Below are 13,678 nucleotides of genomic sequence, written 5' to 3'. Positions count from 1 at the left end.
ATGGGAACTGTTGTCATGGTTCAAAAAGTGGCAACTTTGTTCAGTGAAACAGGCAAAATCCTAGCCATCAAAATTAGATAACTTACAGCACTTACAGACAAATCAGATATGAATTGGGAGCAAAGATCGGGGAACTTAATGACTTGCAGCAATTATGGCTGCCATCAACTCCGTCGTGTTCCAGTGCCCGATATACCGACTTCCATTAATAAACAGGGCTGGGGCAGTCGTTACTCCGCTCTGTATTCCGCCTTCGATATCTTCATTGATGCGATCGACATGCACTTGTTTAGACAACTCTTTGAGAAATTGAGGAATGTCAAGCCCTAAATCATTGGCGTACTCGACAAGATAACCGTTCTCCAACCTTTGTTGATGGTCAAATAAAGTATCGCTCATTAACCAAAACTTTCCTTGGGCGGCGGCAGCTTCGGCGGCTTGGGCTGCCCGTTGAGCATGGGGATAAATCTGTGTTTGTGGAAAATGACGGAAGATGAAGCATAAATAATCTTCTCCAAAAGCAGCACTAAACTCTCGTTTGATCGCTTTAATCATCTTGTAAACGTTCGCACTTCTAGAGCATTGATAGTCTCCATACATCACCAGCACTACCTTGGCACTCAACACACCTTTAATCCGATCTTGGGCTGAAGGCGTTACAAGTAAGGGACTGCGGCTACGATCGTCGTTCATCTTTCTAAATCTGCATCAAGCATGGAACTTTGCAATTAACTTGCTCAATTCATTGCCTGGATGACTGTTTGCATAAATTCAATATAGGCGATCGCCTTCAAGCCGTCGTCTATAGCGAGTTAAATTTTTTACAGTACAAATTGATAGAGTAACCATTCCATCGTGGAGTAGAAGGCTAGCTATAACTTAAGTTAGAATCCGAACTCGATCGAAAGTACATCCTACAAACTAACAATGCCGCGTTTAACGGCAACAATCACAGCTTGGGTACGATCGCTAACATCTAACTTATTCAAAATCCGATTGACATGAGATTTGACAGTGCCTTCACCAATACTCAAAGCAGCCGCAATATCGGCATTGCTCATTCCCTGCGCCAGTGAGCCGAGTACTTCTAGTTCTCGTTCACTCAGTTCTGGATTGCTGAGGCGCTGTACCAACTTTGCTCCTACATCGGGCGGAATATACTTCTGACCCCGATGAACGGTACGAATAGCATTGAGAAGCTCGTCAGGTTCAGTTTCTTTCAACAGGTATCCTTTTGCGCCTGCCTGCAATCCCCGATAAATATCTTCGTCACTATCATAGGTGGTCAGTACAATAATTCGAGCCGATTTAGCATTAGCACAAATTGCACCAATAGCGGCAACTCCTTCCACTTTAGGCATTCGGAGATCCATTAACGTTACGTCCGGTTGGTGTTCCTCAAATAGCGCGATCGCCTGTTCCCCATTTTCGGCTTGGGCAATCACGCTCATATCTGGATCACGGTTAATAATCGTGGCTAATCCTTGCCGAAAAATAGCATGATCGTCCGCAATTAGAACTCGAATGGTTGTGGCTTGGCTCATCGTGATGCTACTTCCGATTGACGGTGACAATAATCTCTGTTCCCTGTCCAGGTTGACTCCTAATCGTGAGTTGTGCGCCGATGCGCTCTGCTCGTTCGCTCATGCCGAGTAAGCCAAATCCCTCAGAGGATGGAATACTCCCGACGCCAAAGCCTTGTCCATTGTCTCTTACGCGCAAGCAAACCTGATCGCGATCGTAGACTAGCTCCACTCGAATTTCGTCAGCATTGGCGTGTCTGATTGCATTGGTTAAGGCTTCCTGCCCCATCCGTAGTAGGTTATTCTCGACTTCAGTCGGTAGAGAATACACCGTACCTTCAATCTCATAATATAAAGTGGTATCCATTGCGGCAGTTCTGATTTGAGCGATGAGACGATGTAGAGCGCTCTGTAAACTGCCCTCCTCCAAAAGCTGAGGACGGAGCGCGACGACTGATCGCCGCGCTTCAGTCAGTCCAGTTCGTGCCAATTCTTTGATCAGATCCAGGTGTGCCCCAGTTGCTTCTACATCATCCGTTAGCACCTGGTTTGCTGCTCCCACCTGAGCCAGAATGCCTGTAAACGCCTGAGCGAGTGTATCGTGAATTTCGCGTGCCATGCGGTTGCGCTCCTCTAAAATTGAGGCTTCTTCTGCTTGCTTCAGCGCCGTAATATCTCGCGACAGCCAAATCACCTGATCGTGGTCGATTGGGGCAATGCGAGCCGAAAACCAGGCTTCTCGTCCATTTAGAAACGCACCATACTCGACTGTGAGGATTTGTTGGGTTCTCAGCACCTGCTGAATATAACTTAGAAATTCATCAGCTTGTTCCTCTCCGAGTTGATGCATGGTTTTACCAATCATCTCCTCAAAAGTTTGCCATAGCAGATTTGGTTCCAGTACCATTATTTCAAGGAATCGCCCTTCAGCAGACAGTACAAATAATGGATCGGGAATTGCCTCAATTAGAGTCCGTAGCTTGGTCTCTGAGGCTTGTAGGGCTTCTTCTGCTTGTTTGCGATCGCTAATATCTGCAATCACCCCTTCAATGTAGTCATCGTCTGCATTCAGATAAGCAGAGAAAAGTCCCCAAAACACTGTCCCATCTCGTTTTCGCCCCTGTGCTTCATAGCTTCGCACTTCCCGATCCCGCTTCAGCACCTCAAGGAATTGTTGGCGATCACTGGGATTTACATAGTAGTCTGTGGCGTGTTCAAGCCCAATCATCTCCTCTGATGAATCAAAGCCAAGCAGATTGGCGTAGCGTTGATTGGCATCGAGAAGTAATCCATCCGAGAGGCGGGTGCGGAAGATGCCAACCTGTGAGTTTTCAAAAATATTGCGGAACTTAGCTTCACTGCGTTGTAATGCCTCTTCTGCTTGTCTGCGCTGGGTGGTGTCATTGCCCACCGATAAGATTTCAACGACATCTCCCTGGTCATTGAAGATGGCTTGATTTGACCAGGCAATCCAAACCCGTCTACCGTCTCGACAAAGGTTTTCATTCTCGGTTTGCAAGTAAGCTTGAGGCAAGGAAGCTTCAAGATTGTGAAACAGATCGTGAACAAACTGCTTGAGATCACGTCCAGATGTTTCGGTTTCTGGAACGATTGTTTCCAGTAAGGTACGCCCTAGAATCTGATCTTCCTCATAGCCAAAAAAGCTCAGTCCATAGTCGTTCATGTATCGAATTCGTCCTTGCCTATCCGTGCGAAGGATGATTGAATTCGCAGTTTGGATCAGGTTACGGTAATTGGCCTCACTTTGTCGTAACGCAGCAGTTCGTTGATCGACCTGTTGCTCTAAAGTGCAGTTGTAGTCGGCTAGGAGTTTCTCGGCTTGTTTGCGCTCTGTAATGTCCTGAAAGGTAGTGATCGCATAAGCGATATTGCCCTGTCGATCAAAAACTGGTGTTCCCCGTGCCTCAATTAGAATTGTGACATGATCTCGACGAATTTCTATATCTTCAGTCCTGATGCGTTCGCCCCTTAATGCCCGCACAATAGGCAAGCTCTCCGCTGGATAGATTTGATCCGTTCCCGCTACATAAAGCTGATAAGCCTCTGAGAGCTGCTCCGGTGCTATGGAAGTATCAGTTTCTTTGCCTATGAGTTGATTGCCGCATTGGTTGGCATAGTAAGGGCAACCCGTCGCATCCACGATCGCAATTCCCACCGGAATCGCTTCGAGGAACTGGGTGATCTTGCTTTCCTTAGCCTGCAGTTCTGAGTAAAGGTTGGCATTTTCGATGGCGATCGCTGCTTGAGTCGATAATAGCTGCAAGACCTGCGATCGCTCTGGTGTAAATACTCCAGTTGCTAACTGATTTTCTAAATACAATACACCGACCAGCTTGGCTTGATTTAGCAGCGGTAAACAGAAAACAGATTGAGGCTGGTTCTGTTGAATATATGGCTCATTAATAAAAGCACCTTCACGAGTCGCATCATTTAATGTGACAGGCTTCAGAGTCCGAATCACATATTGAATGATTGATTCTGGCAATTGTTCGGCAATTGGAATAGACTGTAACACCTGAGTCGCACAAGCATTTTCATCGGCATTGAGTTCACAAGCCGCTTCGATTAACCATTTTCCTGAGTTTTCTAAAATCAGATATCCGGTTTGTGCGCCAGCATTCTCAATTAAAGTTTGCATCAGTAATCGCAGCAATTGCTTCAGTTCAATTTCACGAGAAATCGCCTGTGAAGCTTTCATCACTGCTGCTAAATCGAAAGCGGTATGGAAGGGATTAGAGATAGTTTCAGCAGTAATAGGAATTGATGTGGAAGCGGCTCTAGACGATTTAGGAAAGAACTGTGGATAGCGTTTTTCTAAGTTTTTAACTTTAGCGATCGCGCCCCAGCGATCGTAACAATAGTGCGCCTCTTTCATATAGGTTTGAGCAATTTTTGACCGACCTCGCGCCAGATAATGTTTAGCCGCTAATTCATACGCGAGTGCTTCTTCCTGGATATACTCATTTTCAGCAGCACCTGCGATCGCCCGTTCATAAAACTCTTCAGCCTCAAGAAATTGGCCTAAGACTCGCGCTTTCTCTGCCTCGACTAGATAAAATTTATGTAGATAATTTATTGGGGCATGTTCTGCCCATTTCTGCATCTTTTCTTGGTTAGTATTAACAGAGTTTAGCCAAGCTGATTTTTCAGAGTTTGAAGCATCGAGCGATAGGCTCAAAAGCGCCAGAGAATGATAGAAGCAGAATACAGGTAAAATCGTTATTGCTGTCACCTCTTCAAAATGTTGCCTTGCTAAAATAGCAATTTGTACTGCTTGATGATATTCTCCAAATAGATAACATAATATAACTTTGTATAAATGGAGTATTTTAATTGCACTTCCATCTTTAACTGCAATAGCGTGTGGTAACGCCTGCTCTTCATTACACACCCGACCAACTAAGCGGCTGGGATTCTCAGACCTATTTAGCAAATTAAGAATGGTCTGCCACAATATTGCAAGCCAATTCGAGGGGCTTTCCCGTCTGATTTGGTTGATCGCTTTGCTGTAAGTTGCTGTTTTTTGTTCTAGTTGGGTAAGTTTCTCTCCAGCAAAAAATGAGTTATGGCACACGAAATATGCAGTATAACCAGCAGATTCAAAGTCTCCGGTTTCCACCGCATTTTGATAAGCATCAACCAGAAATGTTATTGATCTCCTAAGATGCACCTTCCAGTGCAGGATATGGAAACTCGAAAACATTAATGTTTTCGAGTTTCCTTTTTTGCTATGCAATCGTTCTGCCAGGCTGAGAGCCAGTTGTCCAAATTTATAACCGAGTTCAATGTCTTGAACAACTCCACATAGAACAGATCCGTAAGCAACATAACTATGTGGTGACCAGGTATTACTACCGTAGTTAATTGACAGATTTACCCTCTTACATACAATCAGTATCCACAGTGCTGGTAACGTTATAAATACAGCAGACCCCATATTCGCTAGGATTGACATAGCTGCCAGTGGTTCTGGTGCAGTCATCTCTGGTAAATTGATCAAGTCTTCGATTTCTCGTTCAGCAAGTAGTGCAGCCGTTGACTCCAATTCCCTTTGAATATCTACCTGAATTGGATTTTCTATTAAATCTATTCCCAAGAGCTTTAACGCTTCCAATCCAGTTTTTAGCACTTCTTTCAGGTTGCCCTGTGACAAATATCCTTGAATTCTGCTATCGTAAGCCTGCACTTTGTCAACCACTGTTTTGCCACGATCAAGTACCACTTCTACCAACTGTTCCATCTCATCAAAGTGACCCTGGAGATACGCCGCTTCTGCTGCTTCTGAGTACAGCGCTAAGGTAAGGTCATACTCACTCTGCCAACTCTCTGAATTGAGGATGTGAAACCCTGTAGTGAAATACTTAAAAGCTGCTTCATAAGCCGTTGATGCCTTTGCTTTCTGACCTGCCATTAAATTAAATCTGGCAATTTCAGTTGGTTCTGATTGAGCAGTGACTAGCTCAAGTCCTTGATTGAGATGATCGATGATTTCAAACAACCGATCGGATCGTTGCTCTGGTGAAGTTTTTTCGAGCAAATTGCGACCGATTTGGAGATGAACAACCTGTTTCTGCGATTCATCAATCAAAGCATAAGCCGCTTGCTGAACGCGATCGTGCGAAAACTTATACTCTTGAACTAACAAATCTTCGTCCAATTCAGATAGAGGTTGAATTAATCCCGCTTGTATTGCTGCTAGTAGATCCTGGAAAATTGCTTTCGGTGATTTTTCGCAAACGATCGCCAACGTTTCTAAATCAAACTCAGACCCAACACAGGCAGCTATGGAGAGAACTTGCTGTGTTGCTTCCGGCAATTTCTGCAACTGATGCAGCAGCAACTCCACCACATTATCAGTGATATCTTGAGCTTCAATCTCAGCTAAGTCCCACTGCCAGCTCAACTGTTGTGCATCGAAAGTCAACAGATTTTCGCCATACAGCATTTTCAAAAATTCACCGACAAAGAAAGGGTTGCCCTCGGTTTTACGTGACACAGCTTGGGCTAGGGCGCGAACGATATCAGGATTGTGATATAATGTCTCAGCTATCAGTTGACTCAACGGTTCCAGGGTTAAAGGGGTCAGGAGGATTTCCTGAAGTAATGCTCCCTGGTTTCGCATGCTCTCTAGCGTTAAGACCAACGGATGCGTTGGAGTCAGTTCGTTATCTCGGTAGGCTCCGATCAAAAACAGATACTGGGTTTGCTCATCCAGTAAGATGAGTTCGATTAACTTCAAAGTCGCAGAATCGATCCACTGTAGATCGTCTAAGAAAATGACTAGGGGATGCTCTTTTGCACAAAACGCCCGCACAAATCTTTGAAACGTGAGATTGAAGCGATTCTGTGCCTCAGTTGCTCCAACTTCGGGTATAGGCGACTGCTTGCCAATGATTAACTCAACTTCGGGGATGACATCAATGATGATTTGTCCGTTGCTGCCCAGAGCAGTGAGTAGACGCGATCGCCACACTTCCACCTGCTCATCCGGTTCGCTCAAGAGTTGCTGCACTAACTTTTGCAGGGCATTCACAATGGCGCTGTAGGGAATGTTGCGCCCAAATTGGTCAAATTTGCCAGAGATAAAATAGCCTTGGTTTGCTGTGATCGGTTTATGGAGTTCCTGCACCAATGCCGTTTTGCCGATGCCAGCATAACCGGAGACCAGCATCATTTCACGATGCGGTAGTAGGGTAATGTCTTTTTCTGCTCCCCCACTTCCCCATTCCCCTATTCCCTCATTCCCTGCCACTCTGTCGAAAGCCGCCAATAATGCTGCAATCTTCGCTTCTCGCCCATATAGTTTTTGAGGAATGCGGAACTGCTCGGAAACATCTTGCAGTCCCAATGGCATAGGTTCAATTAAACCCACTTCTGCCAGTTGCTGGGCACAGCGTTCTAAATCTGCTTTGATGCCCCAGGCACTTTGATAGCGATCCTCCGCATTCTTTGCCATCAGTTTCAAAATCAGATCTGAAACAGGTTGGGGAATCGTTGAGTTTAATTCATGCGGGGGAGCCGGCGGTCTGGCAATGTGGCAGTGGACTAGCTCTAGGAAATCTTTAGTGGGAAACGGTAATTGTCCCGTCAACAGTTCGTAGAAGGTTGCACCCAGTGAATAAAAGTCGGTGCGATAGTCGAGCATACGGTTCATTCGTCCGGTTTGCTCTGGCGACAAATAGGCGGGGGTTCCTTCTAGAAGATGGAGACTTTTGAATGTCGGATTGGTGCGACTGAAGCGAGTGGCAATGCCAAAATCAATGATTTTGACAACGCCAGTCCTCGGATTAAAGACAATGTTGCCAGGATTAATATCTTTATGGATGACATGGGCCGCATGGATTTTGCCTAGAGTATCAGTAATGGCGATCGCCATATTCAAAAAAACCGGCAGCGGCATGGGAAAGAAGTCTAATTGTTGTCGCCTCCAGCATTCTAAAGACTCTCCACCAAAGTCTTCCAAAAGAATAACCAGCGTGCGCTGGTAGTCTTGCTGGCTGTATGCCTTGACTACGCCTTCAACATTGAGAAAGCGAGTAATTTCATACTCTTGCCTATAGCGAGTTAAATCATGAGGAGAGGGATAATCCTGCTTGAGAACTTTGGCAATCACTGCACAGTTATCTTGCTCTCTGATGCCCCGATACACCAAAGAAGCTAAGCTCTCATAGATTTTGCTGTGAATAGTAATTCCAGGCAGGGTAATCATTGAACGCCCCCCGGCGAAAGACTGTCATCCGTTTCCCAAAGTATATCGCTTGCCAAACTCCAGAATATAAAGATCCTTGTGTGGATCTTTATATCTTGACTTGTAATTGCTCAACTCAGTAGCCAATCAGACTGGTGTTAGTCAAGGGCATAGGAAATAGCCTGGAAGGCAGAGATACTCTGATGGCGAGCCGTATTCACCAACGACCGCACCTGCTGGGCGAACAACTCCGCACCCCAATCGGAGCAAAAGCCATGGTGACCTTGCGAAAAACCACGCTCCAGCGCAGTGCCTGTTCACTGGAATGATTGGTCGGCGGCACCGTCTCATTGCCGAGGAACAGCAGCAGATGCTGCTCAATAGTCAAGTAGTACCGGAAAAATTGCTGTCCCTCATCGGACTGGGGCTTCAGATTCAATATCTCCCACAGGCTGCCTCGGAATCGAGAGCCGTACTGCTGAAGCGTTGAGGCAGCCAGGGTCTGTCGTCGTCGGTTCACGGCAATAGCTCGTAGTGACAGCCGCTTCATCCGGGGGGCAAACAGGTCGTCGCCCGCATCAAAGGTGTGGGACATCGCTACCGGATTTTGCATTCAGACATTGATGGTCGATCAGCTGTATGAATATACTTTCGATCAAATTCGGATTCTAACTTAGGTTATAGCTAGCCTTCTACTCCGCGATGGCATGGTTAATCTATCAAATTGCACTGTAAAAAATTTAACTTGCTATAGGCGACAGCTTGAAGGCGACCACCTATATTGAATTTATGCAAACAGTCATGCAAATGGATCTAGCAAGTAAATTGCACGGTTCCATGCTTGAAGGCATGAATATTCAAGGTGCAAATGGGCGGATGATCTTTGGGCACGCGACGCGAAAATCTTAACTCTGTGCTTAACTCACGGATATTAAGTGCTGAAATTTGGGGTTGTCTTGCAGACTTAGTTCATGGCGTGATCGCTTACGTCATCAACCCTTGAGGGTAAACAGCAATACTCCGGACAGTTTTTATATGCCCCAATGGCTTATGCTCGCTTGACTTTGAGCCACTGTGGATAATTAAATCAATGTCAGCTCCACCCCTGACTTACATTTAATTCGACTTTTTTACGCTCCTTGCCCCGCGTAAGCTTGTAGTATCGTTCCAAAAACTGTCCGGAGTATTGAAAAAATTAACTTGGGTCTTAACTCAAATAACTTGACTGTTATAAATTCGATGAACCTCGCACAATGAATATAACGAGCCCCTAGACTTTATAGAACAAAGTCTGCAAAGCAACCAAGTAACCTTTTCCTTTAAAGCTTGCCAAGCTTTAATCAAAGCGGTCGAACAGAGGAAGATATTCCCAAGCAACATTGAAAGTTAATTCAACATTACCTTGAATTGGAAAAAAATGTTTCTTCTGAGTGGAACCTCTATGAGCGGGACGGTTAAGCTCTTAGCTTAACTACAAACAGAACCATCGCAACTATAAATCATAAGGAGAAAAAAAATGGCTGCTGTAGAACTTTATAACGACAGCAATTTTAGAGGAAAGTTAGTAGAAACAAATAGTGACACTGCCAATGTGGGTGATCGTGTCAACGACCGTGTTACCTCAATTGTCATTAATGAAGGGACTTGGAGATTTTTTACAGATTCTCAATTTCGGGGTGCTTCCGCCGATTTTGGCCCAGGACGTTATCCAAATGTTGGTCTTGGTACCATTCCCAATGACTCAATCACATCCTTCCGTAGGATTGGATAGGTGAAGAATTTTGAACTGGTTTTCTGAAAGTATTGATATCTTTCATACAGCGCACGAGAAGGTCATACTTTTGAAAAAACTGTCCGAACTAATGAAACAGACGTTTCACTTAAAAGCACAAGCAGAGATGTTTAGCTTTTGATTTCATTCTGCAATTCCTCATTCACCAATCACTCAAATAGGAGAATTACCTAATGTCTACATTCAAGTACAATCGTCTAGACAAGAATAATGCTGCGGTTTTACTGGTGGATCACCAAACTGGACTGTTCTCGCTTGTGCGTGATATTGGTGCTGCCGACTTCAAAAATAATGTGCTAGCGCTAGCAAGTATAGCCAAGTTTTTCAACCTGCCTACTGTTTTGACCACTAGCTTTGAGGACGGTCCCAATGGAGTCATCCTGCCGGAACTGAAGGAGAAGTTTCCTGATGCTCCCTTCATTCCACGCCCCGGACAGATCAACGCTTGGGACAATGAGGAATTTGTTAAAGCCGTAGAAGCAACTGGTAAGAAGCAATTGATTATTGCCGGAATTGTCACGGATGTCTGTGTCACTTTTTGCGCGCTTTCAGCATTGGAGGCAGGGTATGACGTTTTTGTTGTCACCGATGCCTCTGGCACCTTCGATGAAGCCTGTCGCGATGCAGCTTGGGATCGGATGTCTCGTGCTGGCGCTCAGTTGGTCAATTGGTTTAGCGTTGTGGGTGAATTGCACCGTGATTGGCGTAACGATATTGAAGGGCTAGGTAATCTCCTTGCAGAGTTTATTCCTGATTACAAAAACCTAATGACGAGCTATGCAGCAACATCAAATGCTGGCTCTGCCAATCGTGAACGCCTCATGACTCGTGTGTAACTGAGTGGATGTTGTCATTGTTCAGTGATCCAGTTCATTTGCAGCATTGCTGCAGCACTGGATGATTTCGCGGAGGCTAGGAACGATCTCTGGGGATCGCTCTTAGCCAAGGTGACTGCTGCCGAAAATTGCCAAGAAATCCCGTGTCTTGAGGGGATTGATTCTCAATGAAACTTCTCTTTCAGTCGATTCTCTCATCTCTCTCATCGTGTCTGCTCTTTGGAGGCTCTCTGATTCACCCATCCCTGGTTGAGTCTGCCATTGCCCAGGATACCTTGCAAGGTCAAGTCACCTTTGTGAATCAACTGGCTGATGTGCAACCTACCGATTGGGCATTTGCAGCATTACAAGCCTTAGTCGATCGCTACGACTGTATGGTTGGTTATCCAAATCAACTATTTCAGGGCAATCGAGCCATTACTCGTTATGAGTTTGCTGCTGGGCTAAATGCTTGTCTAGATCGGCTAGATCAGCTATTAGCCAGTGCAACAGTAGATCTGGCGGAAAGAGAAAATCTACAAACACTACAAAGACTTCAAGCGGAATTTGCATCAGAACTCTCAACATTGCGTAGACAGGTAGATTTCTTAGAAACCCGCACAACTCGATTAGAGTCTCAGCAATTTTCCCCTACAACAAAATTGACTGGAGAGGTCGTTTTTGCTGTGAGCGGTGCATTTGGCAGTGATAGAGCTGTACCACCAGTAGAAACACCTGGTTCTAGGGGTGAGATCGGTGACACTATCATTTTTAGCGGTCGTGCGCGGTTGATCTCGGACACCAGTTTTACGGGGCAAGATTTACTGAGAATTCGATTTCAGGCTGGTAATGTTCCAAACTTTAGAGCAGCCACAGGAACCAATATGGCTCGCCTAAGTTTTGATGGTAATACAGACAATCAGTTCATTCTCAATCAACTTTATTATCAATTTCCCATCGGGTCAGATACTAGGGTGACTGCGATCGCCCAGGGCACTTTGTTTGATGTGGTTGATACGATTAACCCTCTATTGGGAAGTGATGGCAGAGGTTCGATTTCCGCATTTGGGGTGCGTAGCCCTATCTATCGTGAAGAAACAGGTGGGACAGGTGTTGGTATCAACCATAACTTTAACTCAGCCATCAATTTGACACTGGTTTATGTTGCTAATAACGCCAACAACCCGACTGCGGGAGCTGGATTATTTGATGGTTCTTACTCTGCCTTAGCACAACTGACACTCAAACCCACAGAATCCTTAAGTTTGGGCTTAACCTATGCTCGTTCTTTGAATTCAATTGATATTGGTACCAGTAGTGCCATTACCAATGATCCCTTTAATGGAAACAGTACCAGCATTGTTGGGGATAGCTATAGTCTTACGGCTTCCTGGCTTGTTAACCCTGCTTTCAGATTGGGAGGATGGATAGGATATCTCCGGGCATCGGCGCAAGACCTCTCCAATGCTCCTACTGCTGAGATTTTTTACTACGCAGTTAATTTTGGATTTCCAGATTTGGGTAAGGAAGGAAACTTATTAGGCTTTGTTTTTGGACAACCGCCTAGAGTGATCAGCAATCAGTTTGGAGTAAGCGATCGTAGCACCTCATTGCACTTTGAAACTTTCTACCGGTTTCAAATGAACGACCATCTCTCAATCACTCCTGGTGTAATCGTCATTACCAACCCTGAACACAACAGCAATAATGACACGATTTTTGTTGGCATTATTCGGACGACGTTTCAGTTTTAGAGTCTATACAGGCACGGTAAGAGCTGTTTTTCTGTTTTAACCATCCAATGTCCCGGACTGTTAAATTCTATGTTGGAAGAACCATTGGCGAGCAATACCAGTCAAGAAAACTATCTAGTCACCGCCGTGATTTCTCATATCGTGAGACCAGGACGTGAACAAGGTTATGAGGAATGGTTGCACGGAATTGCGACGGCTGCTCACCAATTTAAGGGACACTTAGGAGTCAGCGTGATCCGACCCTGTGACCACACTCATCCTGAATATGTGGCAATTCTCAGATTTGATCATTACGACAACCTCAAAACCTGGCTGGAATCCAGTGTGCGGCAGGAATGGCTGGAGCGGTTGCAGCCCTTGATTGAAAAGCCTGAAACCATTCAAACTCTAACGGGTCTGGAAACCTGGTTTACGCTTCCTAACAAACCCATGAAGGCTCCACCTCCGCGCTACAAAATGGCGATCGTGACATGGCTGGGAGTATTTTTTACGATATCTATTCTCAACCGTTTGCTAGTACCGCTCCTGGTTGGGCTTCCGGTATTGCTCAGAACCTTGTTGGTTACAGGTCTAACGGTTGCCCTGCTGACCTACGTGATTATGCCGCGCCTCACTCAACTCTTTCGCAAATGGCTGTATCCCATTTGAGCAAGTACATATCTTGCACATTCACAGGAATCTTCCATGTCTTGTCAACACCTGAACGAACTGACGCTGGAGAATATGATTTCAAAAGCCAATTACCCGGTATTCCGCTGTGAGGAATGCATGCGAGTTGGCGATCCCTGGGTTCACTTGAGAATTTGTCAAACCTGCGGCAAAATGCTGTGCTGCGACTCGTCTAAAAATCAACACGCTCGCCGCCATTACGAAGAAAGTGGACATGCGGTGATTAGTTCAGCCGAATTGGGAGAACAATGGCTGTGGTGTTTTACCGACGAACAACAGAAGAACTATTGATCACGCGCCCCTTTTCTACTCGCGAGGAAATCATGATGTCAAATCAGCCTGCCCTAACAGATATTTGGCCGAGTTTACCCCTGGACGCATGGCAAGAGACCTATGCCACCTTGCACATGTGGACT

9 protein-coding genes are annotated in these 13,678 nt (G+C 45.4%); 5 read left to right on the top strand and 4 right to left on the bottom strand.

Annotation, left to right across the window (positions count from 1 at the left end; all coding sequences use genetic code 11):
* Window positions 1-135: 135 nt before the first annotated feature.
* From QUA38_RS10725 to QUA38_RS10710, 4 genes are all read right to left on the bottom strand, one after another.
* Window positions 136-693, bottom strand: a complete 558-nt coding sequence (locus QUA38_RS10725; protein ID WP_333161577.1) for a DsbA family protein — start codon at window positions 691-693, stop codon at window positions 136-138.
* A 221-nt stretch (window positions 694-914) separates the two neighbouring features.
* Window positions 915-1,544 carry a response regulator transcription factor gene (locus QUA38_RS10720; protein ID WP_333161575.1) on the bottom strand — a complete coding sequence of 210 codons (630 nt, stop codon included), beginning with the start codon at window positions 1,542-1,544 and terminating at the stop codon, window positions 915-917.
* 7 nt (window positions 1,545-1,551) lie between these two features.
* Complete coding sequence (locus tag QUA38_RS10715; RefSeq protein ID WP_333161574.1) at window positions 1,552-8,253, bottom strand: PAS domain S-box protein; 6,702 nt, start codon at window positions 8,251-8,253, stop codon at window positions 1,552-1,554.
* Window positions 8,254-8,449: 196 nt separating this feature from the next.
* Complete coding sequence (locus tag QUA38_RS10710) at window positions 8,450-8,845, bottom strand: IS66 family transposase (RefSeq protein ID WP_333161571.1); 396 nt, start codon at window positions 8,843-8,845, stop codon at window positions 8,450-8,452.
* Window positions 8,846-9,748: 903 nt separating this feature from the next.
* Between QUA38_RS10710 and QUA38_RS10705 the strand changes: the two genes are divergently transcribed.
* The 5 genes from QUA38_RS10705 to QUA38_RS10685 all read left to right on the top strand — a co-directional run bounded on the left by QUA38_RS10705 (window position 9,749) and on the right by QUA38_RS10685 (window position 13,553).
* On the top strand, window positions 9,749-10,003 hold the full coding sequence (locus tag QUA38_RS10705) for a beta/gamma crystallin-related protein (RefSeq protein WP_333161569.1): 255 nt from the start codon (window positions 9,749-9,751) through the stop codon (window positions 10,001-10,003).
* A gap of 194 nt (window positions 10,004-10,197) precedes the next feature.
* Window positions 10,198-10,860 carry an isochorismate family cysteine hydrolase YcaC gene (gene ycaC / locus QUA38_RS10700; RefSeq protein ID WP_333161567.1) on the top strand — a complete coding sequence of 221 codons (663 nt, stop codon included), beginning with the start codon at window positions 10,198-10,200 and terminating at the stop codon, window positions 10,858-10,860.
* A 167-nt stretch (window positions 10,861-11,027) separates the two neighbouring features.
* Entirely contained in the window at window positions 11,028-12,593 is a 1,566-nt protein-coding gene (locus QUA38_RS10695) for an iron uptake porin (protein WP_333161565.1), read from the top strand.
* 69 nt (window positions 12,594-12,662) lie between these two features.
* Entirely contained in the window at window positions 12,663-13,241 is a 579-nt protein-coding gene (locus QUA38_RS10690) for an antibiotic biosynthesis monooxygenase (RefSeq protein ID WP_333099894.1), read from the top strand.
* A 120-nt stretch (window positions 13,242-13,361) separates the two neighbouring features.
* Window positions 13,362-13,553 carry a UBP-type zinc finger domain-containing protein gene (locus QUA38_RS10685; protein ID WP_333143959.1) on the top strand — a complete coding sequence of 64 codons (192 nt, stop codon included), beginning with the start codon at window positions 13,362-13,364 and terminating at the stop codon, window positions 13,551-13,553.
* Window positions 13,554-13,678 lie beyond the last annotated feature (125 nt).

This window comes from Microcoleus sp. Pol12B4 (assembly GCF_036701385.1).
Classification (GTDB): domain Bacteria; phylum Cyanobacteriota; class Cyanobacteriia; order Cyanobacteriales; family Microcoleaceae; genus Microcoleus.
Note: the sequence above shows the minus strand (reverse complement) of the source record. Positions and strands in the feature narration are given on the sequence as shown.

Bases quoted from the DNA above. Each gene is read 5' to 3' on its own strand.
- QUA38_RS10720 (WP_333161575.1), bottom strand. From the start codon at position 1,544: ATGAGCCAAGCCACAACCATTCGAGTTCTAATTGCGGACGATCATGCT.
- QUA38_RS10690 (WP_333099894.1), top strand. From the start codon at position 12,663: ATGTTGGAAGAACCATTGGCGAGCAATACCAGTCAAGAAAACTATCTA.
- QUA38_RS10705 (WP_333161569.1), top strand. From the start codon at position 9,749: ATGGCTGCTGTAGAACTTTATAACGACAGCAATTTTAGAGGAAAGTTA.
- QUA38_RS10710 (WP_333161571.1), bottom strand. From the start codon at position 8,845: ATGCAAAATCCGGTAGCGATGTCCCACACCTTTGATGCGGGCGACGAC.
- QUA38_RS10715 (WP_333161574.1), bottom strand. From the start codon at position 8,253: ATGATTACCCTGCCTGGAATTACTATTCACAGCAAAATCTATGAGAGC.
- ycaC (WP_333161567.1), top strand. From the start codon at position 10,198: ATGTCTACATTCAAGTACAATCGTCTAGACAAGAATAATGCTGCGGTT.
- QUA38_RS10685 (WP_333143959.1), top strand. From the start codon at position 13,362: ATGCGAGTTGGCGATCCCTGGGTTCACTTGAGAATTTGTCAAACCTGC.
- QUA38_RS10695 (WP_333161565.1), top strand. From the start codon at position 11,028: ATGAAACTTCTCTTTCAGTCGATTCTCTCATCTCTCTCATCGTGTCTG.
- QUA38_RS10725 (WP_333161577.1), bottom strand. From the start codon at position 693: ATGAACGACGATCGTAGCCGCAGTCCCTTACTTGTAACGCCTTCAGCC.